Consider the following 21,031-nt stretch of genomic DNA (forward strand, 5'->3'; position numbering starts at 1 on the left):
CGGCGCGGCGACCCGGGGGCCGCCCCCCCGGCCCCGCTGCTCCTCCCCTACCGCTCGTCCCAGCCGAAGGTGACCACCGCCCGCGCCTGCGGGCGATCGATGTCGAACCCCCCTCGCGCCCCGGGCGCCTTCTCCAGGTCGAAGACGCCCATGGAGACGGCGTACCAGCAATGGAGGTATCCCTCGGCCTCGAAGGCCTCGGGAGCGACCTGGTCGAAGTGGAGCTCGGCCGCTCCGGGGCCGGTGCGCCGGAAGCTGGGCAGGCAGAAGTCGCGGTAGGCGAGGTTCCACCCCTTGGGGATGAGCCCGACCACCTGGCCCGGCTTGCCGAGGAAGAGCCTCAGCGCGGGCTGCAAGAAGCTCCTGAGGAGCGGTCGCTCCGCCAGGCGCCCCATGGCCGCGCGCCAGCAGGCGACGGCGTCCTGCCGGCCCAGCACCGCCATGGTCCGGTCCATCAACCAGCGATCGTGCTCCCACTCCAGCCAGGAGCTGCTGGCCAGCCCGTCGATGGCCTCGAGCGAGGCGGACGGTATGCCGGAGCGGATGGCGCTCCGCGTGCCGGACCGGTACGCCTCGGTCGCATCGAGCATGTCGCGGGCCGCGCTGGCGCGCGCCGCGGGACGGCGGGATGACAGGGACACCTGGTGATCGTAGAGGAGCCGCCGGGCGCGGACAAGGCGTCCGCCGGGGCACAGGTCACCACCTGGTCGTCCTCGAGCTGGTGAGGTCGGCACGCCAGCGGCGGCTGCGGCCCAGGGCCCCTTCCCGCTGGTCATGGTCTCCCCCGGCGCGACGGTGTACGGCGACGCCTCCCTGTTCCTGGGCACCCGGCTGGCGAGCCACGGCCACGTGGTGGCCGTGGTGGAGCCCTTCAACGAGCTGCAGTGGCTCGACTCGGGGTTCGACGGGTTCCTGGCCGCCATCCACCGCCGGCCGCGGGACCTCTCCTTCGCCTTCACCGAGCTGCTCGGCCGGAGCGGGGCGGCCGGCGACCTGCTCCACGGCGCCATCGACCCGCGGCGGGTGGTGGCGGCCGGCCACTCCTTCGGCGGCTACACCGCCCTGGCGCTGCTGGGCGGCGACGACGAGCCCTGCGGTGCGTTCGGCATCACCGACGGGGCCACCCCCGAGGAGGTCGCAGCCTTCTGCCAGGCGACCCCGGCGGACCCGCGCTTCACCGCCGTCGTCAGCCTGGACGGCTCGGGGGACCTGCTCCGCTACCACGAGCTGTCACGGATCCAGGCGCCCAGCCTGGTCATGGGCCAGGCCAACTGGGCCGACGTGCTCTTCTTCCCGGACCGTCCGGAGGACCTCACGTTCGTCGCCCGCCCCCACGCGGCCATGGCGCCGGCCGGTCACTCCGTCAGGGTCGACCTCACCCTGGAGAATCCGGGCTGGCTCCCCAACCACATGGCCTTCCTCGACGCCGAGGTCCGCGCCTCCCCGGCGGAGGCCGCCCGCCGCCTCCTCACCCAGGCCGACGCCTCGGCCAGCGAGGCCGGCGTCGAGCTCTGGAGGGAGGAGTGCTGCAGCGGCGATCCGACCTGCGGCTCGGCCACCGCCACGACCTTCAGCTACCACAAGGACCCGCAGCCGGCCGCCAGCCTGGTGGGCACCAGGGACCCCGTCCTCTACTTCCCGTGACGCACCACAGGGTGCACGCGTGGTCCGCCTCGTGCGGGCTGGAGCACTCCGGCGGGTCCTAGCTGGGCGGGGGGACCGGGGCCATGCCAGCGACCGGCAGCCAGAGCCGGTGGCGAACCCCGCCCTCGGCCCGGCTCTCCACGTCCAGCCGGCCGCCCTCGAGCGAGAGCAGCTCGCGGGCCAGGCCGAGCCCGACGCCGCGTCCGGGCGTCCAGGTGGCGGCGCGGACGTCGAGGAGCGCGGCCAGCACCACCGCCGGGAAGGCCGGGCCGTCGTCCACCACGTCGAGGCGCACGCCGGCGAGGTCGCGGCGCGCCTCGAGTGAGACCTGCCGCGGCCGGCCAGGGCGGTCGCCGTCCCCGGCGCTCACGAGCACCCCCACCAGCACCTGCGTGAGGAGGGCCTCGCCCGCCGAGACGGGCGGCAGCCCAGGCTCCACGTCGGTGCGCCAGGCCACGCCGGACGGCAGCAGCCGGCCGGCCTCGCGGAGCGCCTCGGCCACGGCCGGGGCCACCGGGCAGGCCAGGGACGGGGCCGTCCACTCGTCCTGCGAGAAGATGCGCAGGGCGCCGACGATGCGGGTGATCTGGTCCACGGCCAGGGTCGTGTCCGCCACCACCTCGGCCCGCTCCCCGGCCTCCACGGCGCCGGTGCCCGCCCGTTCGGCGAGCTGGTGGAGGTTCGACTTCACCGCGGCGAGCGGGCTGTTGACGGCGTGCGCCACGCTGGCCGCCAGCCGCCCGGCCACGGCGAGCCGCTCGGCGCGCTGCCGGCCGCGCTCGCTCTCGAGGAGCCGGGCCTGGGCCTCGTCGCGGGAGGTCACCGCGGCGGCCTCGTCGAGCTGCACGCGCAGGAAGGCGAGGGAGGTCCCGATGGCCAGGCAGATCGTCCCGGCCACCAGGCCGATCCAGATGGCGACCCCATGCCCTTGCCAGAGCGCCAGCGCGACGGTGCCGGCCAGCGTGACGAGGCCGCTCAGTCCGACGGCGCGGTAGCGCTCCCACGCCAGCAGGACCGTGGCGAGCGGCATCACCGGCAGCCAGACCGCCTGGGGCGTGGCCAGTCCGCCGGCCAGCGCCACGATGGCGACGTAGCAGGCGCTCGAGGCGGCGGCCCCGAGCAGGATGAGCCGATCCCAGCCGGACGGCCCGAGCCGCGGCTGGACGAGGCCAATGGCCACGAGCATGGCGGCCCAGCCGACGCGGAGGAGCACCAGGTCGAGGAAGGGTCCTTGCCGGACGTGGGCGTCGAGCGGGAGGTAGGCGAGCACCACGAAGGCGGCGAGGAAGATGACCACTCGCCGTCCCCGCTCGCGCGGCTCTCGCAGGAACGACTGCACGTACGGTTGCATGCCGAGCCCCCTCGAACAGGCCAATGATACCGACCGTCCATGGAGGAGCCTAGCCTTCGGCCTGCTCCAGCGGGCCTGTGACCGTCGCGCCCCCGGCGGGGAGGGTGGGGCGGACCACAGGGAGTGAGGGACGGTCAGCTCCGTCTCGACTGGGCCAGCGACCGGCCGGGCCTCGAGCGTGGCAACGCCTGACCCCCCGGTCACGCCGGGGCCCCCGTGGCGCCACGCCGGAGGCTGCGGTCGCGCCCGCGGGCGAGACCCTGGTGATGCTCAGGGACCTCGGCCCGGGCTGGCCCCTGGTGGCCTCGGGGCGCCGGAGCGACCACCCCACGCCGGATGGGTCGGCACGGCGCCGCGACACGGTGCCTCTGCGAGGAGGTCGGCCCAGGCGCCAGGTCAGAGATCGTAGCGGCCGAGGTTCATCACCTTCACCCAGGCCGCCACGAAGTCACGCACCAGCTTCGGCCCGGCGTCGGCGCTCCCGTAGACCTCGGCGAGCGCCCGGAGCTGCGAGCTGGAGCCGAAGACGAGGTCGACCCGGGTGGCCGTCCACCGGAGCTCGCCGGTGGCCCGGTCGCGGCCCTCGTACACGCCGGCGTCACCCGGGGAGGGCGCCCAGGCCGTCCGCATGTCGAGCAGGTTGACGAAGAAGTCGTTGGTGAGCAGGCCCGGGCGCCGCGTGAAGACGCCGTGCCGCGCCCCGCCGGCGTTGGCGCCGAGCGCGCGCAGCCCGCCGACGAGGACCGTCAGCTCGGGCGCGGTCAGGGTCAGGAGCTGCGCCCGGTCCACCAGCATGGCCTCCGGCGCCCCCTGGACGCCGGGCCGCTGGAAGTTGCGGAAGCCGTCCGCCACCGGCTCGAGCACCGCGAACGACTCGACGTCGGTCTGCGCCTGCGAGGCGTCCGTCCGCCCCGGCGTGAAGGGCACCTCCACCGCCTGGCCCGCGTCCAGGGCCGCCTGCTTCACGGCCGCGCCGCCGGCCAGGACGATGAGGTCGGCGAGCGAGATCCGCGTGCCGCCCGCCTGCGCCGCGTTGAACTCGCCCTGGAGGCGCTCGAGCACGCCGAGGACCTTGGCGAGCTGGGCGGGCTGGTTGACCTCCCAGTCCTTCTGCGGCGCCAGGCGGAGGCGCGCCCCGTTCGCGCCGCCGCGCTTGTCCGAGCCGCGGAAGGTGGAGGCCGACGCCCACGCCGTCGCCACCAGCTCGGAGACCGTGAGCCCCGAGGCCAGGACCCTGGCCTCGAGCGCGCGGACGTCCTCCGCGCCGACGAGCGGGTGGTCGACGGCCGGCACCGGATCCTGCCAGAGGAGCTCCTCCTTCGGGACCTCGGGGCCGAGGTATCGGGCCCTCGGCCCCATGTCACGGTGGGTCAGCTTGAACCAGGCGCGGGCGAAGGCGTCGGCGAAGGCCTGCGGGTCCCGGTGGAAGCGGCGGGAGATCTTCTCGTAGGCCGGGTCGAAGCGCAGCGACAGGTCGGCCGTGGTCATCATCGGCGGGTGCTTCTTCGAGGGATCGTGCGCGTCGGGGATCAGGTGCTCGGGCCTGCAGTCCTTGGCCCGCCACTGGTGGGCGCCGGCCGGGCTCTTGACGAGCTCCCACTCGTAGCCGAACAGCATGTCGAAGTAGCCGTTGTCCCACCTGGTCGGGTGCGGCTTCCACGCCCCCTCGATGCCGCTGGTGGTGGTGTGGGCGCCCGCGCCGGTGCCGAGGGCGTTCCTCCAGCCGAGCCCCTGCTCCTCGATGGGCGCGCCCTCGGGCTCGCGGCCGACCAGCGCGGTTGCGCCGGCGCCGTGCGCCTTGCCGAAGGTGTGGCCGCCGGCCACCAGCGCCACGGTCTCCTCGTCGTTCATGGCCATGCGGGCGAAGGTCTCGCGCACGTCGCGCCCCGAGCCCACGGGGTCGGGGACTCCGTTCGGGCCCTCGGGGTTCACGTAGATCAGCCCCATCTGCACCGCGCCGAGCGGGTTGGCGAGCTGGCGGTCCCCGCTGTAGCGCTCGTCGCCGAGCCAGGTCCGCTCGGTGCCCCAGTTGACGTCCTCCTGCGGCTCCCAGATGTCGGCGCGCCCGCCGCCGAAGCCGAAGGTCCTGAAGCCCATGGACTCGAGCGCGGCGTTGCCGGCGAGGATCATGAGATCGGCCCAGGAGATCCGGCGGCCGTACCTCTGCTTGATGGGCCACAGCAGCCGGCGCGCCTTGTCGAGGTTGCCGTTGTCCGGCCAGCTGTTGAGCGGCGCGAAGCGCTGGTTGCCGGATCCGCCGCCGCCGCGCCCGTCCGAGATCCGGTAGGTGCCGGCGCTGTGCCAGGCCATGCGGATGAACAGGCCGCCGTAGTGGCCCCAGTCGGCGGGCCACCAGTCCTGCGAGTCCGTCATCAACGCGCGCAGGTCTCGCTTGAGGGCCTGGTAGTCGAGGCGCGCGAACTCGGCGGCGTAGTCGAAGCCCTCGCCCATGGGGTCCGACAGCGCCGAGTGCTGGTGCAGGATCGAGAGGTTCAGCTGGTCCGGCCACCAGTCGCGGTTGGTGCGCCCGGCGCCGGCCGCGTTGGCGCCGTGATTCACCGGGCACCTGCCGGTTGTCTCGGTCTCGGGGGAGGTCGGTGCGGCGGGCGGGCTCTGCTTCGGGTCGCTCATGGCTTGCTCCTGATTGGACTGACCTGTCGTGCTGAAGCCGAACGCGCCGGGCCCGGCGCGGGCGCGGCCTTCTGGCAGGCCCCGCACGTGCCGCGCACCTCGACGTGGGCGTCGTGGACGCGGCCGAGGGCGGTGACGCTCGCCGGGAGGGGAAGCCGCGCCAGGGCCTGGCTCTCGAAGTCGCGGACCAGGCCGCACCGGACGCAGACGAAGTGGTGGTGGTGCTCGAGGTTGGCGTCGAACCGGACCCTGTCCCGCTGCGGGCCCAGGGTCGTGACCAGCCCGAGGTCCTGGAGCATCCACAGCGTCCGGTACACCGTGTCGAGCGACACGGTGGGCAGCCGCTGCCGCACCGCCCGGTAGATGGAGTCGGCGTCCGGATGCGTCCCGGTCGACGCCAGCTCCTTGAAGATCTCGAGGCGCTGGTGGGTGAGCTTGACGCCCGCCTTCCTGGCGACGGCCTCGAGGTGCGCGAGCCGCCGCTCGAGCTGGGCGTGGGATTTGATGCTCATGGACTCCTAACTAAGAATAATACGCAGATAGGAATCTACCAACAGCATGTGGCGGCGTCAAGCCCTCGCCCCGCCTGCTCGACGGATCAGGGCGGCCGACCTTCGCTGCGCCTGCGCCGTCCACCACGGGCCCGCCGCCTGGGCCGTGCTGGAGCCGGCGGACCGGCCCGGCGCGTGGCGGTGAGGCGTGGCGAGACGTCGCATCCAGTGGGCCAGGCGGCGCGTTCGCGTCCGAGGCCTCCGAGCGTAAGGTGGGACCGGGCAAAGATCGGCGGTCACGGGCCGGCGTCGGCTGGCGGCGGTCGGGGGAGCAACGACACATGTGCCGGATCCTGGTCAGCGACGCCGACGAGGGGGAGCTCGAGCGGCTCAGGGCCCTCCTCGCCGCGTCCCGCCGGTTCGAGGTCGAGGTGGCGAGCGACGCCCCCCAGGCGCACCGCGCCCTCGCGGCGGGCGGGTTCGACCTGCTCCTCCTCGACCTCGACCTGCCAGGCCAGGCCTGCATGGAGCTGCTGAGCCAGGCGCGGCAGGAGCACCCGGACCTGGAGGTGGTGGCCTTCACGAGCGCCGCCACCGTCGAGCAGGCCGTCGAGACGATGCGGCTTGGGGCCGCGGACTACCTCTGCAAGCCGGTCTACGGTGGGCGCCTCATCGCCAGCCTGGATCGCGCGCTGGAGCGCGGCCGGAGGCGCAGCGGGGCCGGAGGGGGGCATGCCCGGGGCGGGCCGCACGGCGTGCTCTTCAAGGAGGCGTTCAAGGACTTCGTCACCCAGGACCGACACCTGATGCAGACCCTCTCCGAGGTCCAGCGGATCGCCCAGAGCGCCAACACGGTCCTCATCCGCGGCGAGAGCGGCACCGGAAAGGAGCTGGTGGCCCAGGCCATTCACCGGCTCTCGTCCCGGTCCAGCCACCCCTTCGTGTCGGTCAGCGCGGCCGCCTTCGCGGCGGGGCTCTTCGACTCCCAGTTCTTCGGCCACGAGCGAGGCGCCTTCACCGGCGCCGACAGCACCGCCAGGGGGCTCTTCGAGGAGGCCCACGGCGGGACGCTCTTCCTCGACGAGATCGGCGACGTCGAGCCGCAGGTCCAGGCCAAGCTGCTCCGCGCCCTGCAGAGCGGCGAGTACCACCGGGTGGGCTCCACCAGGGCGCGGGCCGCCGACGTGCGCGTCGTCGCCGCCACGAACAAGGACCTGGAGCGGGAGATCGCGGCCGGTCGCTTCCGCAGCGACCTCTACTACCGGCTCGACGTCAGCGTCGTGGAGCTGCCCCCGCTGCGGCAGCGGCCAGGGGACGTGGAGCTGCTGGCCCACTACTTCCTGGACCGCCACGGTGGCAGCTCCCACCTCACGTCCATCGCCGCCGACGCGCTGCTGGCCCTGGACACCTACCGCTTCCCAGGCAACGTCCGTGAGCTCGAGAACGCCATCGCCAGCGCCGTGGTGCTGGAGACCAGCGACACGCTCGGGCTGCACGCGCTGCCGGCGCCGCTGCGCGCCGCGGCACCGCGGGCGGGCGGCGCGTCGCCTCCGGGGGTGCGTCGCACGCTGGCCGACATGGAGTCCGAGCACATCCTGGCCGTCGTCGACTACACCAGCGGCAACCGGAGCGCCGCCGCCCGCATCCTCGGGATCTCGCGGATGGGGCTGCTGTCGAAGCTGAAGCGGCTCGGCGGCGAGCACGACCCCGCAGCGGCGGCCGGGGTCGCCCACCCGCGGCCCCTGCCGGCCGGCCACCGCTAGCGCCCCACGAGGTGCCACCCGGGCCTGGCCTGCACCGGCGGGGCGTGCTTCCGCCGGCCGGCCGGAGCGGCCCGAGGGGTGCCAAGGATCTTGGCAGCCCCGGCCAGGGAATTCCGGCAGGTTGAGGCACTGCACGGATCCTGGCCAGCGCCGCGTCCGGGCCGGCTCGCCAGACCTTCAGGTTCCTCGGCACCTTCGGCCCGCGGGTCTTTGGCGCGCCGGTTGCTGTGTCTCCGGTTGATGCCGCGGGGCGTCGAGCGGGGTCACCATGATGTTCGAACACGGAGCGGGGTGTCGTGGACCGGCGGTGCAGCTGGCGCCGCCCCAGTGGGCGGTCGCTCTGGTGAGGTGCTGCGTCGTGGGTGTCCTCCTCCTGCCGGTCGTCGCCCCGGCCGTGCTGGTCGGCGGCAGCCTCCTCCTGGGGGCCAGCGGGGAGCGCTTCCGCATGGCCGGCATGCTGGCGGCCTTCTGGCTCGGGATGTTCCTGCTGGTGCTGGCCGAGACGCTGACCACCCACTTCCCCCCGGTCCCGCGGCCCTGAGTCGTGGGCCCGGTGCGTGGACCTGACGAGGCGACCTGGAGCGGCGCGGGATCCGCGAGGTGCCGAGGGCCACCGCTCCGCGCGGCGGCGGTGGTGTACCCTGGGTGCCGACCTGCCGGTGAAACCAGGTCGAACGCTCGGGCAGGTTCGGCCTGCCTCCCGCTTCCCCCGGCCCCCCGCCCTCCCCGAGGCCCGCCATGTCCCGCACCCTGCAGCGCGCCGCCCTCGCCCCCGTCGCGGTGGCCGTGCTCCTCCTCGCGCTCTCCGGCTGCTCGGGCTCGGGCTCGAGCGAGCCCCCCATCGACCTGTGCGCGGGGCTCTCCTGCGACGACTCGAACCCGTGCACCGACGATGGCTGCGTGGCCGGCGCGTGCCAGCACGCCGCCAACGCCGCCCCCTGCGACGACGGGAGCGCCTGCACGACGGGTGACGCCTGCACGGCCGGCACCTGCCGGGGCGGCGCCCCGGTCGTGTGCCCTCCGCCGGCGAACGACCAGTGCTGGGGTGCGCCGAGGTGCGATCCGACGGCGGGGTGTCAGCAGGACCGGCGGACGGCGGGCACCCCGTGCGAGGACGGCAACGCCTGCACCGTCGACGACGCCTGCGACGAGTCCGGCGCCTGCGCCGCCATCGCGCAGGCCGCCTGCACCCCTCCCGGGAACCCGGGGTGCTACTCGGCGATCAGCTGTGACCCGTCCAGCGGCTGCCAGTTCGACCTCAAGCCAGCGGGGTCGGCCTGCGCCGACGCCGACGCCTGCACCGCGGGCGACGCCTGCGACGCGGACGGGGGCTGCCTCGGCTCGCCGGTCACCTGCCCGGCCGGCCCCTGCCAGGTGGCGAGCTGCGATCCCGCGGACGGGTGCCACCTGGTGGCGGCCGAAGACGGGGCCGCCTGCGACGACGGGAACCTCTGCACCGGACCGGACCGGTGCACCACGGGGCTGTGCGGCGGCGGCGCCTCCGGCATCTGCGACGACGGGAACGCCTGCACCGCAGATGCCTGCGACGCCGTGACGGGGTGCCGGTCCACACCCGTCGTCTGCGACGACGGGAACGCCTGCACCACCGACGCGTGCGACGCGATCACGGGCTGCACCGCCACGCCCCTGACGTGCGACGACGGGAATCTCTGCACGGGCGTGGAGGCGTGCGACCCGCTGGCGGGATGTGTCCCGGGGACGCCGCTCGCCTGCGACGACGGGAACCTCTGCACCGGCGCGGAGGCGTGCGACCCGCTGGCGGGATGTGTCTCGGGGACGCCGCCCGCCTGCGACGACGGGAACTTCTGCACGGGCGTGGAGGCGTGCGACCCGCTGATGGGATGTGTCCCGGGCACGCCGGTCGTCTGCGACGACGCCGACGTCTGCAACGGCGTCGAGACGTGCAGCCCGCTGGACGGCTGCGTCCCGGCCGCGCCGCTCTCCTGCGGCGACGGGAACGCCTGCACGGACGACTCCTGCAGCATGCCCTCGGGGTGCGTCCACGTCCCCCGGAGCTGTGACGACGTCAGCGCCTGCACGACCGACGTCTGCAACCCGGCCACTGGCGCCTGCGCGCACCTGGCCGTCAGCTGCGACGACGGCAACGCCTGCACCGCCGAGTCCTGCGACCCCGCCACCGGCTGTGCCCACTCGCCCGTCCTCTGCGACGACTCCAACCCCTGCAACGGGTTCGAGACGTGCAACCCAACGGGGTCGAGACGTGCAACCCCCAGACTGGCTGCACCGCCGGAACGCCGCTCATCTGCGACGATGGGCAGCTCTGCACGGTCGACTTCTGTGTGTCGCCCGCGGGCTGCACCCACGCGCCGCTGCCGTCCACGACCGTCTGCGCCGCCGCCACCTGCCAAGGGGGCGCGTCGCTTCCCGAGTCGCTCTGCAGCGGGGCGGGCCAGTGCGTGGCGCCGGGCCCGGTGAGCTGCGGCGCCTTCCTCTGCAACCCGGCGACCGGGCTGTGCCGGACGGCCTGCGCCACGGCAGGGGACTGTTCCCCGGGCTTCACCTGCGGCTCGGCGAACCAGTGCGTGCCGATCCTGCCCACCGGGTCGGCCTGCGTGATCTCGAGCGCCTGCCAGTCCGGAAACTGCGTCGACTCGGTCTGCTGCAGCACCGCCTGCGGGGGCACCTGCCAGCGGTGCAACCAGCCCGGAGCGTTGGGCAGCTGCGTCCTCATCGCCAACGGGGCGGACCCTGACTCCGAGTGCGCCGGAAGCTCGACCTGCGACGGCGCAGGCGCCTGCACCCCGTGAGGCCAGGCCCACACGCGACGACCGCATCGAGAGGAGCGAGCCACATGTCGAGGCTTCGGGTGAATTCACTTGGGGTGTCCATCGACGGTTTCAGCGCCGGCCCGGACCAGAGCCTGGAGAACCCCATGGGCGTCGGCGGCATGGCGCTGCACCAGTGGGTGCTCGGCACCAGGACCTTCCAGCGGCTGCACGCCGACTTCGCCGGACCGCTCAGCGGCGACCAGGCCGGCCGGGTGGACGCCGACGACGCCTTCGCCGCGCGGGGCTTCGAGAACCTGGGCGCCTGGATCCTCGGCCGCAACATGTTCGGCCCGGTGCGGGGCCCCTGGGTCGACGAGACGTGGAAGGGCTGGTGGGGGACGAACCCGCCCTACCACGTGCCCGTCTTCGTCCTGACGCACCACGCGCGGGCGCCCATCACCATGGAGGGTGGGACGGTGTTCCACTTCGTGGTCGACGGCCCCCAGGCCGCGCTGGAGCGCGCCAGGCAGGCGGCCGGGGGCAAGGACGTCCGGCTCGGCGGCGGCGCGGCCACCATCCGGCAGTTCCTCACGGCGGGCCTGGTCGACGAGCTCCACCTGGCGATCGCCCCCGTGGTCCTCGGCCGCGGCGAACCCCTCCTCGCCGGCATCGACCTCACGCGCCTGGGCTACCGGTGCACCGAGCACGTCGCCACCGCCAACGCCCTGCACGTGGTCCTGACGAGGTGACCGGGGGCGCCAGGGGTGTCGGACGCCCCCGGTGCGCCCGACGAGGGCCCCCCTTGGCCCTGCCACCCGGCCGAGCCCCGGTTAGAGGCCTGCCCACATGGACGCCCACTTCGATCAGGTCATGCGCCTCCGGGCCGACCTCCAGCGCCAGGCGGCGCCGCCCCGGCGCTACTTCGCCTACTCCACCGTGCTCGACCGGCTCGCCTTCGAGGCGTGGCGCACCGAGCACGGGTACGACTCGTTCGACCTGCCGGAGGGCGCGGTCGCCGAGGCGCTCGACGTCGACCTGGTCTACGACTTCCCGTCCCGCTGGTGGGGCGGCCGCGTGGCGGGGCTGGTGGATCGGCCCGGCGCCGCGGTCTTCGGACGGCTCTTCACGGTGGCGGGCGTCGACTGGCCCATCGTGCAGCACAAGGAGGGCGCCATCACCGGGATGTGCGTGGAGCGCCCGGTCTGGGTGATCGCCGGCGGGGAGCGGCTCGAGGCCACCGCCTTCACCACCCGCCCCGAGCGCGCCTCGCTCGAGGGGCCCGTGAGCGCGCGGTTCGTCGAGGCGCTCGTCCGGGGCGCCCGGGCGGCGGGCCTCCCCGAGGCGTACCTGGCGCGGCTCGCCCCGCCGCAGGGCTGAGCGGTTCGAGCGCTGCGTCGCCCCCGAGCCGGACGTCGCCGTCGGCCTGGAGCTCGAGGCGCCCCGCCCGAACGCCGGGGGCTCCCGCCCGCTCACCCGAGCAGCACGTCCAGCATCGCCATCCCGGCGAAGCCGATCACCAGGGCGAAGGTGGCCGCCCGCTCGCTGCCGCCCCGGTGGGTCTCCGGGATGATCTCGCCCGAGACCACGAAGAACATGGCCCCGGCCGAGAAGCCCAGCGCCCAGGGGAGCAGCGCCGAGGAGAAGGAGGCCGCGGCCACCCCGAGCAGGCCGCCGATCGGCTCCACCAGGCCGGTCAGCAGGGCCAGCGTGAAGCCCCGCAGGCGGGTCGAGCCGCCGTCCACCAGCGCCGCCGCCACCGCCAGCCCCTCGGGCACGTTCTGCGCCCCGATGCCGAGCATGACGGCCAGGCCGGTGGAGGCGCTCTCGCCGTAGCCGACGCCGACGCTCATGCCCTCGGGCAGGTTGTGGAGCGTGATGGCCAGGATGAAGAGCCAGTGCCGCCCGAGGTTGAGCCGCGGCGTGCCCTCCGGCCCCTTCACGAAGTGCTCGTGCGGGATCGACTGGTGCAGCAGGTGGATGCCGAGCGCCCCGAGCAGCAGGCCGGCGCAGGCCACCGCCGTGCCCGCCACCGGGCTGCCGGTCCGGGCCGTGGCGATCACCACCGCCGGCAGGAAGAGGGAGAAGACCGTGGCGCCGAGCATCACGCCGCCGGCGCCGGCCAGCAGGATGGCCTGGCTGCGGGCGCTCCAGGTGGATCGGAGGAAGATGGCGAGGGCCCCCACCCCGGTGGCCAGGGCGGCCGCCAGGCTGCCGAGGAGCCCCTGGGTGACGGGCGTCAGCTCGATGAAATCCATTGAGATTCCGAGGATACCCGCCTCTCGAGCCGGCGTCGAACGGCGGGGGGGGGGGGGGGGGAAGGGGGGGGGGGGGGGGGGGGGGGGGGGGGGGGGGGGGGGGGGGGGGGGGGGGGGGGGGGGGGGGGGGGGGGGGGGGGGGGGGGGGGGGGGGGGGGGGGGGGGGGGGGGGGGGGGGGGGGGGGGGGGGGGGGGGGGGGGGGGGGGGGGGGGGGGGGGGGGGGGGGGGGGGGGGGGGGGGGGGGGGGGGGGGGGGGGGGGGGGGGGGGGGGGGGGGGGGGGGGGGGGGGGGGGGGGGGGGGGGGGGGGGGGGGGGGGGGGGGGGGGGGGGGGGGGGGGGGGGGGGGGGGGGGGGGGGGGGGGGGGGGGGGGGGGGGGGGGGGGGGGGGGGGGGGGGGGGGGGGGGGGGGGGGCCCGCACTCCCTGGAAGTCGACGCCAAGCGCGGGGGGGGGGGGGGGGGGGGGGGGGGTCGTCATCGCCGGTAGGTCGTCGACGTGGTGGAAGGGCGCAGCCGGCGCCGACCCGCTCGAAGGAGCCCACCACGACGACCACCACCCAGTCCGCCGACCCGACCCACCACCTCCACACCCACGCCGCCGCACCCCCGGTCACACGCCGCGGCCCTCCACGCCTCCAGTGAGCACGGGGCCCTGCGCCAGGGCTGGGGAGGCCATCATGTCTCGAGGTCACTGGCTCGCCGTCGCGCTCGGGCTGGCCGCCGCCGCGCCGGCGCAGGCCGAGGTCACCATCAAGCTCGCCACGCTCGCCCCCACGGGCTCGGCCTGGCACGACCTGCTGCGCGAGCTGGGGCGGCGCTGGGAGGAGGCCTCGGGCGGGCAGGTGAGGCTCAAGGTCTACGCCGGCGGGACGCAGGGGAGCGAGGGCGAGGCCATCCGCAAGCTGGGGATCGGCCAGCTCCAGGCGGCCGCCCTCACCAACGTGGGGCTGCACGACGTGGTCAAGGAGCCACAGGCGCTCACCACGCCGCTGCTCTTCCGCGACGAGCCGGAGATGGCCTGCGCGCTCGAGCGGGTGCGGCCGCGCCTGGAGGAGGTCCTCCTCGAGCGCGGGCTGGTGGCGGTGCAGTGGAGCACCATCGGCAGCCTGGCCCTCTACTGCGACGCCGCGCGGCGCACGCCGGCCGAGCTGGCCGGCGCCAGGATCTTCGCAGCCCAGGGGGACCCCGGCGTCGAGGCAGCCTGGCGGCTGGCCGGCCTGACCCCGGTGGTGCTGGCCGCCACCGACATCGTGCCGGCGCTGCAGACCGGGATGATCGAGTGCCTCAACAACGTCCCGCTCTACGCGCTCGCCACCCGCACCTTCGTGAAGGCCCCCTGGCTCATCGATCTGCCCATGGGCTTCATCCTGGGCGTCACCGTGGTGCGCCGGGACACCTGGGAGCGGGTGCCGGCCGAGCTGCGGCCGAGGCTGCTGGCGGCGGCCCGGGAGCTGGGCGGGCGGGTGGACGCCGAGGTGCGCCGCCTCAACGCCGACGCGCTCGAGGTGATGAAGCGCCAGGGGCTGCAGGTGGTGGCGGTGGACCCGGAGGCCTGGCGCCCCGCTTTGGAGCGGAGCTGGGCCGTGCTGCGCGGCGGGGTGGTGCCGGCCCCCTTCTTCGACGAGGTGCTGGCGGCGCGGGACGCTTGCCGGAAGGGGCTCCAGGGCCGGGGCAGGTAGGCCACCACGCGGGCCGGACGCGGCGCGCCCCGCCTGGGCTACGGACGGTGGGCCTCGGGCGTGCGCCGGGCGTGCACCGCGCACTGGCCGTCCTGGCAGCGGCCCGTCAGGCGGAGCCGGTTCCTGGCGAAGAGCCGGTAGCCGAGGTCGAGCAGGTGCGACACCCCGGGCAGCCGCGTCGCCGCCACCAGGGGACCGAACCCGACCGCCGCGTAGAGCCGGCGGAAGACCTCGACCCCCTCGATGAGCGTGCCGTCCGGCAGGCGGCCGTGGATCCGGTCCATCAGGTCCTGCCAGCCGAGGCCGGTCGGGCCGGCGTCGAAGCCCGGCGCGGCGATGTCGGTGAAGCGGATGCGGCCGCGGCGGTCGAGCCGCTGGAGCAGCCGGATCTCGCGCAGGCAGAGCGGGCAGTCGCCGTCGAAGTAGACCTCGACGTCGAAGTCCCCGGGGCTGCCGGCGCTCACTGCGCCGCCGCCCGCTGGCCGGGTGACAGGTCGGGCGGCACCCCCCATTGCTGCGGCACCACCCGGAGCTTGGCCGTGTCGTAGCCGAGGTCCTTCACCACCTGCACCAGCTCCTCCCACTGGCCGGGCGGGAGGGTCGGGGTGCGCGCCATGATCCAGACGTAGTCCCGGGCGCTGCGGGCGATGACGGTGCGGGTGTAGTCCGGGTCGAGCCAGGCGACCAGGTACTCCAGCCGGAACGGCCCCTGCCACCAGGCGAACTTCATGCCCCAGCGGGCGCCGCCGCCGCCCTGCACGAACCCGGTCGGACGCAGCGTCACCAGCTTCCCGTCGAAGGCGCCCTCGCGGAAGACGTAGGTGGTGTCGATGACGTCGGAGGTGCCCGGGCGCAGCCGGTAGGTCTCGACGCCGTTCACGGCGTTGCGCTCCTGCGAGGCCGGGATGGCGCCGAGGACGTACCAGTCCCCCATGAAGCGCGGGACATCGACCTGCTCGACGGTCTTCATGGGGGCCACCGAGGCGCAGCCGGCCAGGAGCGCAGCGAGGAGGAGGCCGGCCGCGCCGGCGGGCCGGGCGGCGGGGAGGCGAGGCGTCATGGTGCCTCTTTCCCCCTGGCCTGCCCGGACGCAACGCTCTTGGTGGGGGGTGCCGTGCGTGACGGCCCGCCGCCGGCTAGATCCCTGCAAGATGCCCTCCCGCCTCCTCCTCACCACCGTCCTCGGCGCGCTCCTCGCCGCGAGCCCCGCCATGGCCATCGAGAAGCCCAGCTTCAAGCTCGTGGAGCGCCGCGAGGCCTTCGAGCTCCGCGACTACGCCCCGTACCTGGTCGCCGAGACCGTGGTGGGCGGCAGCCGCGAGGAGGCCGGCAACGCGGGCTTCCGGATCCTGGCCGGGTACATCTTCGGCAAGAACCGGGGGGCCAAGAAGATCGCCATGACGGCGCCGGTCACCCAGGCCGAGCCGTCCAAGATCGCCATGACGGCGCCGGTGGCGCAGGCGGGCCAGGAGGGGCGCTGGACCATCCAGTTCATGATGCCCTCGGCCTACACGCTGGAGACCCTGCCGGAGCCGCTCGACCCGGCCGTCTCCTTCCGCCTCGTCCCGGCCCGGCGCGTCGCCGCCCACACCTACTCCGGCACCTGGTCCGCCGCCCGGTACGAGGAGCACCTCGCCACGCTCCGCGCGGCGCTGGCCGCGGCCGGCCTCACCGCGGTGGGCCAGCCGACCTGGGCCCGCTACGACCCGCCCTTCATGCCCTGGTTCCTGCGCACCAACGAGATCCTGGTGGAGCTGGCGCCAGGCGAGCCAGGCGTCACGCCCGCCGGGTGAGCAGGCCCGCCAGCGCCTCGGCGAGCTGCCCGCGGAGCGACAGCGTCCCGGCCTCGGCGGCGAGCGCCTGGCGGGCCGCCTCCTCGAGCGGGATGGGCTCCGCCAGCCCCGCTGCGGCCCAGTAGCCCGGCCGGCTCGCGACCAGGTCGCTGGTGAGCCCCTCGACGAGCTCTCGGGCCAGCCCGAAGTCGGCGCGCGTCACCAGGCGGATCCAGTGGGAGGAGAGGCGCGGGGTGATGAGCGGGACGTCGAGGAGGAGCGGCCGGCGCCCCATCACCGCGGCCACCCGCAGCAGGATCTCCTTCCCGGAGAGGGCCTCGGGGCCCGGCAGGTCCCACCAGGCGCTGCCCGGCAGCGTGAGCCGCGCGCCCGCCACCAGCGCCGCCACCACGTCGGTCACCGCCACCGGCTGGCTGCGGTGCGCCAGCCAGGCGGGCAGGACCATGCCGGGGAGCCGGGCCGCCAGGTCGCGCACGATGGTCCACGACGCGCTGCCGGCGCCGACGATCATCCCGGCGCGCAGCTCCAGGCACGGGACCGGGCCGGCGCGCAGCACCTCGCCGGTCTCGAGCCGCGAGCGCAGGTGCTCGGACGGCTCGCCGCGAGGCGCCACGCCGCCCAGGTAGACCACCCGCCGCAGGCCCGCCTGGCCGGCCGCCTCGGCGAAGTCCTCGGCCCAGCGCAGCTCCTCGTCGGCCCAGCCGGCCTTCGCCCCGGCCATCCCGTGGACCAGGTAGTAGGCCGTCGCGCAGCCCGCCAGGGCGCGCGCCAGGCCCTTCGGCTCGCCGACGTCCCCCCCCACCCAGTCGCGCTCCGGCCAGCGGGAGCGCGACTGGTCGGGCCTCCGGGTGAGGCAGCGGACCTGGTGGCCGGCCTGCACCAGCGCGGGGTGGAGCTGCTGGCCGATGAAGCCCGTGGCGCCGGTGAGGAGGACCTGATCAGGCATCGCGCCACACCTTGCTACGGTCCGGCGGCTCGTGTCACCCCGGCCCCCACCCCAGCGTCGAATTCCCGACCCATACCGCGAGCGTGATCGTACAGTGCCCCGTCCGCTCATCCCGCTCGACGAGGCCACGGGCCGTCGCGCGCGAGGTCCCCCGATGCGCCAGCGCTCCCTGCCGACCGCCCTCGCCCTCTCCCTCGCCTTCCTGGCCGCCTGTGGCGGCGGCGAGAAGCGGGTGGACGTCTCCATCGCCGCGGTGTCGCCGCCGGCGCTGGCGCTCACCGGCATCGCCACCTTGCCCGCCCCGGTGATGCGCCTCTCGGTCTCCTTCACGGGCGACCTCACCACGCTCAACGGCGAGACGGTCTACGTCAGCGCGTCCGTCCCAGAGCCCTCCTACTTCGACCCCACCTTCTTCGTCGACCAGGCGCGGGAGACGCTGGAGATCGAGCTGACGGGGTTCCGCCCGGTGGCGGCGGCGGGGCGCCTGGCCGGGGACGTGACCATCTCCCTCTGCCTCGACCGGGCCTGCACCCGACCGCTCGGGAACTCCCCCTGGATGGTCCCCTTCACCATCGACGTCCAGCGCGGCCTGGAGTTCTCGCCGCCCGCCCTGACCATCGAGGTGCCCTTCGGCCAGCTGCCGGCGAAGCAGCGGGTGGAGGTGCTCCAGCCGGCCGGCACCAGCAGCGGCTTCATCGGCGGCGCCAGCGTGCCGTACATGGAGGTGGGCGGCGTGCTCGGCGAGACGGGCATCGAGGTCACCCCGCTGCCGGCGCCGGCGGGCAGCTACACCGGCAGCGCCACGGTCGAGGCGGCGGTGCCGGATCCGTCGAGGCCCGGGTTCACGGCCAACCTGGTGGCCACGCTCCCCATCACCTACCGGGTGCTGCCGGATCCGACCCGGCCGTTCGCGCTCATCCCCACCCCGGCCACGCCGCGGTTCGACTTCAAGATCGCCACCGCAGGGATCGAGTACCAGGCCACCGGGCACCTGCGGCTGTGGGAGCAGGTGCCCGGCGGGTCGATGGCCATCGTGGGCGTCACCTACCTCGCCGCGCCCGCGGCGGCGGCCGGCGCCCCGCTCGACGGCGCCTGGCTCACCCACTCCGTGGAGGCGGGCGCGAGCGGGGGCTACACGGTCCGCGCCTGCACCGGTCACCCGGGCTACGACTGCCTGCCGCCGGGCAGCTACCAGGCCGCGCTCCGCTGCCGCTACACCTCGGCCGCGGGCGTCGTCTCGGCGCTGGAGCTCCCGGTCGAGATGGACATCGACCCGTGCTGCGGCGAGACCTGCCTCGACCTCTCGTCCACCCTGACCAGCTGCGGCGCCTGCTTCCACGCCTGCGGCCCGGGCTACGCCTGCAGCGCCGGGCAGTGCGCCTGCGACGGCGGCAGGTCGGTGTGCGGCGACCGCTGCGTGGACCTGCAGACCGACGGCACCGCCTGCGGCGGCTGCGCCACCACCTGCCGGGGCGCCCAGGTGTGCGTCGATGGGAGCTGCTGCCCGGGCGGCCTGACCGCCTGCGGTGAGGCCTGCGTGGACTTCCAGGCGGACCGGAACAACTGCGGCGGCTGCGGCGTCACCTGCCCCTCCTACTACGGCTGCGAGGCCGGGAGCTGCGGCTGCCCTGCCGGCCAGGAGCTCTGCGGAGCCACCTGCCGGGACCTCGCCGCGGACGAGCTCGCCTGCGGCGCCTGCGGCACCGCCTGCCTGCCCGAGCAGACCTGCCTGGCCGGCGCCTGCCGCTGCCCGGCCGGGGAGAGCGTCTGCGGGACCGCCTGCGTCGACCAGCAGGCCGACCCCACCAACTGCGGCGGCTGCGGCGTCACCTGCGCCAACGGCGAGGTCTGCGCGGCGGGCGGCTGCGCCTGCGCGCCCGGCTCGCAGGCCTGCGGCGCCGGCCCCGCCTGCATCGACCTCTCGGCCGACGCCTACCACTGCGGCGCCTGCGACGCGGCCTGCCCGGCCGGCCAGGCCTGCCAGGGCGGCGGCTGCGTGCCCGACCTCAGCACCTCCCGGACCGTGGGCGGCGACCCGGCCCACTCCGGCTTCAACGCCGGCGAGACCGGGACGCCGCCGCTCACCCTGGCCTGGCGGGCCAGGGGGCTCGGCGGCCTGGCGCCGCCGCTCATCGAGCGCGGCCGGGTGGTCGTCACCACCGGCCAGCGCCTGGTGGCCCTGGCCGCCACCAGCGGCGCAGAGCTCTGGAGCTTCCCGCTCACCTCGCCCTCCTGGCCGGCGGTGGACGGCGGCCGGGTCTTCCAGGCCGGGGCGGACGGCGTGGGCGGCCACTGGCTCTGGCAGGTGGACCTCGGCGACGGGACCGCCGGCTTCCAGGTCCCGTACCTCTCGCAGGGGCAGGGCTACCTCTCCCCCATCGTGGCCGGTGGCGTCCTCTACACCGGCGGCGGCACCTTCGGCGGGCTCTACGCCTTCGACGCCGCCAGCGGCGCCGAGCTCTGGCACGCCAGCCTGGAGTCGCTCTGGTACTGGAGCCCGGCCTGGTCCGGTGGGGCGGTCTACACGCTCCTGGCGCCCACGGGGCTCGGGCCGAGCCTGCTCCGCGCCCACGACCCCGCCACCGGCGCCGTCACGGCCAGCCGCGAAGTCCCGACCGGCTCGATGGTCCCGGTCTTCGGTTCCTCCTTCGGCTACCTCGCCTACAACCTCACCCCCTTCGTGGACGACGCCAGCCTGCAGGCCTTCCGCCCGGGGACGCTGGAGCCGGTCTGGACGGTCACCGACCGGTTCTTCGGCCCCCCGGCGGTGGCGGGCGACGTGGTCTACGCCCTCTCCAGCATCGCCTCCCGCACCGAGGGCCGGCTGCGCGCGCTCGACGCCCTCACCGGCGGGTCGCGCTGGTCCTTCGACGGCGACTCCCTGCTGCGCCACCCGCCGGTGGTGGCCGCCGGGCACCTCTACGTGGCGAGCAACGCCAACGTCTACGCCCTCGACCTCGCCACCCACCAGGTGGTCTGGACGGCGCCGGTTGGCGGCAGGTTCGCGGTCGGGGCCGGGCTGCTGCTGGTGAGCGAGACCCGGACCGGCGACCTGGTGGCCTTCCGGCTCACCAGGTAGGTGGAGGCGGCGCGGGGCACGAGGCCCCCGCCGCACCTCGCCGCAGGCCGCCCTGCCATTCGAGGGACTACCCGCCAGGTGGGGCATCCCGCTAGGCTCGCGCTCCCGTGCCCTCCCAGAGCTTCCAGGCCCTGAAGACCTTCTTCGAGTCGGCCCCCGTCGCCAGGCGGGCGACCAGCGCCCTCTCCAGGGACGCCGAGGTCGGGCTGGTCCTCGAAGGGGACGAGCGGGCCCGCTTCACCATGGAGGGGGGCGCCCCACGGGTCCTCCTGGAGCCGGCCCGGCGACCGGACTTCACCCTCAGGCTGCCGGCCCAGGCGGTGGTCCACCTCACCACCCTGAAGAGCGATGACGTGGGCGAGTTCGGTGTGGAGTTCTTCTCGCTGGTGATCTCGAAGGACCCGGCCAGGAAGGTCCGGGTCGGCATCGAGGCGTCCACCGCCAGCCTCATCGCCCGCGGCTACCTCGGGGTCCTCGCCAGCGGCGGCCTGAAGGTCCTGGGCTGGATGCTCAGGAAGGGCGCCAGGAACCCGAAGGCGGCCATCGATCGCCTCCGCGGCGGCAGGTAGGCGGGGCCGGGCCCTCCGCACCCCGCCGGGCGCGGGCGCCTCCCGGGATCGACGAGGCGGGGTCACAAGCCACCTGGGCAC

18 protein-coding genes are annotated in these 21,031 nt (G+C 75.2%); 10 read left to right on the forward strand and 8 right to left on the reverse strand.

Annotated features, from left to right (window positions below):
• Positions 1 to 47: 47 nt before the first annotated feature.
• A complete protein-coding gene (locus tag IPO09_00635; protein MBK9515857.1) occupies positions 48 to 641 on the reverse strand; it encodes a hypothetical protein in 594 nt (197 codons plus the stop codon).
• Between the two features lie 133 nt (positions 642 to 774).
• Here IPO09_00635 and IPO09_00640 point away from each other — a divergent pair, with 133 nt between their 5' ends.
• Entirely contained in the window at positions 775 to 1,644 is an 870-nt protein-coding gene (locus IPO09_00640) for a hypothetical protein (protein ID MBK9515858.1), read from the forward strand.
• A gap of 58 nt (positions 1,645 to 1,702) precedes the next feature.
• On the opposite strand, the gene IPO09_00645 is transcribed toward IPO09_00640, so the two are convergent.
• From IPO09_00645 to IPO09_00655, 3 genes are all read right to left on the reverse strand, one after another.
• A complete protein-coding gene (locus tag IPO09_00645; protein MBK9515859.1) occupies positions 1,703 to 2,995 on the reverse strand; it encodes a hypothetical protein in 1,293 nt (430 codons plus the stop codon).
• Between the two features lie 396 nt (positions 2,996 to 3,391).
• Entirely contained in the window at positions 3,392 to 5,626 is a 2,235-nt protein-coding gene (katG, locus tag IPO09_00650) for a catalase/peroxidase HPI (protein ID MBK9515860.1), read from the reverse strand.
• Complete coding sequence (locus tag IPO09_00655; protein ID MBK9515861.1) at positions 5,623 to 6,138, reverse strand: transcriptional repressor; 516 nt, start codon at positions 6,136 to 6,138, stop codon at positions 5,623 to 5,625. The genes katG and IPO09_00655 overlap by 4 nt, the downstream gene beginning before the upstream one ends.
• A gap of 320 nt (positions 6,139 to 6,458) precedes the next feature.
• Here IPO09_00655 and IPO09_00660 point away from each other — a divergent pair, with 320 nt between their 5' ends.
• From IPO09_00660 to IPO09_00680, 5 genes are all read left to right on the forward strand, one after another.
• On the forward strand, positions 6,459 to 7,880 hold the full coding sequence (locus tag IPO09_00660) for a sigma-54-dependent Fis family transcriptional regulator (protein MBK9515862.1): 1,422 nt from the start codon (positions 6,459 to 6,461) through the stop codon (positions 7,878 to 7,880).
• Positions 7,881 to 8,238: 358 nt separating this feature from the next.
• Positions 8,239 to 8,421 (forward strand): hypothetical protein, encoded by a 183-nt coding sequence (locus tag IPO09_00665; protein ID MBK9515863.1) that lies wholly within the window; start codon positions 8,239 to 8,241, stop codon positions 8,419 to 8,421.
• Positions 8,422 to 8,618: 197 nt separating this feature from the next.
• Entirely contained in the window at positions 8,619 to 10,337 is a 1,719-nt protein-coding gene (locus IPO09_00670; GenBank protein ID MBK9515864.1) for a hypothetical protein, read from the forward strand.
• 376 nt (positions 10,338 to 10,713) lie between these two features.
• Positions 10,714 to 11,379 (forward strand): dihydrofolate reductase, encoded by a 666-nt coding sequence (locus tag IPO09_00675; protein ID MBK9515865.1) that lies wholly within the window; start codon positions 10,714 to 10,716, stop codon positions 11,377 to 11,379.
• 97 nt (positions 11,380 to 11,476) lie between these two features.
• On the forward strand, positions 11,477 to 12,007 hold the full coding sequence (locus IPO09_00680) for a gamma-glutamylcyclotransferase (protein ID MBK9515866.1): 531 nt from the start codon (positions 11,477 to 11,479) through the stop codon (positions 12,005 to 12,007).
• A gap of 92 nt (positions 12,008 to 12,099) precedes the next feature.
• Here the strand turns inward: IPO09_00680 and IPO09_00685 are convergent, their stop codons facing one another.
• A complete protein-coding gene (locus tag IPO09_00685) occupies positions 12,100 to 12,885 on the reverse strand; it encodes a ZIP family metal transporter (protein ID MBK9515867.1) in 786 nt (261 codons plus the stop codon).
• 676 nt (positions 12,886 to 13,561) lie between these two features.
• On the opposite strand from IPO09_00685, the gene dctP reads away from it, so the two are divergent.
• A complete protein-coding gene (gene dctP, locus IPO09_00690) occupies positions 13,562 to 14,563 on the forward strand; it encodes a TRAP transporter substrate-binding protein DctP (protein ID MBK9515868.1) in 1,002 nt (333 codons plus the stop codon).
• A gap of 38 nt (positions 14,564 to 14,601) precedes the next feature.
• Here the strand turns inward: dctP and IPO09_00695 are convergent, their stop codons facing one another.
• Together IPO09_00695 and IPO09_00700 are read right to left on the reverse strand one after the other, a co-directional pair.
• Positions 14,602 to 15,075, reverse strand: a complete 474-nt coding sequence (locus IPO09_00695) for a DUF393 domain-containing protein (protein MBK9515869.1) — start codon at positions 15,073 to 15,075, stop codon at positions 14,602 to 14,604.
• The gene (locus IPO09_00700) at positions 15,024 to 15,533 is read right to left on the reverse strand and encodes a lipocalin family protein (GenBank protein ID MBK9515870.1); all 510 of its coding nucleotides are present in this window, start codon (positions 15,531 to 15,533) and stop codon (positions 15,024 to 15,026) included. The genes IPO09_00695 and IPO09_00700 overlap by 52 nt, the downstream gene beginning before the upstream one ends.
• Positions 15,534 to 15,774: 241 nt before the next feature.
• On the opposite strand from IPO09_00700, the gene IPO09_00705 reads away from it, so the two are divergent.
• Complete coding sequence (locus IPO09_00705; GenBank protein MBK9515871.1) at positions 15,775 to 16,356, forward strand: heme-binding protein; 582 nt, start codon at positions 15,775 to 15,777, stop codon at positions 16,354 to 16,356.
• On the opposite strand, the gene IPO09_00710 is transcribed toward IPO09_00705, so the two are convergent.
• Positions 16,340 to 17,302: an NAD(P)H-binding protein gene (locus IPO09_00710; protein ID MBK9515872.1), complete on the reverse strand. Its 963-nt coding sequence runs from the start codon at positions 17,300 to 17,302 to the stop codon at positions 16,340 to 16,342. The two genes, IPO09_00705 and IPO09_00710, sit on opposite strands and share 17 nt — an antisense overlap.
• A 154-nt stretch (positions 17,303 to 17,456) precedes the next feature.
• Between IPO09_00710 and IPO09_00715 the strand changes: the two genes are divergently transcribed.
• Both IPO09_00715 and IPO09_00720 read left to right on the forward strand, forming a co-directional pair.
• Positions 17,457 to 20,381, forward strand: coding sequence for a PQQ-binding-like beta-propeller repeat protein (locus IPO09_00715; protein MBK9515873.1), 2,925 nt, complete (start codon positions 17,457 to 17,459; stop codon positions 20,379 to 20,381).
• 107 nt (positions 20,382 to 20,488) lie between these two features.
• On the forward strand, positions 20,489 to 20,950 hold the full coding sequence (locus IPO09_00720; GenBank protein ID MBK9515874.1) for an AAA family ATPase: 462 nt from the start codon (positions 20,489 to 20,491) through the stop codon (positions 20,948 to 20,950).
• The last annotated feature ends 81 nt before the right edge of the window (positions 20,951 to 21,031 follow it).

Source organism: Anaeromyxobacter sp. (assembly GCA_016718565.1).
Lineage (GTDB): Bacteria > Myxococcota > Myxococcia > Myxococcales > Anaeromyxobacteraceae > JADKCZ01.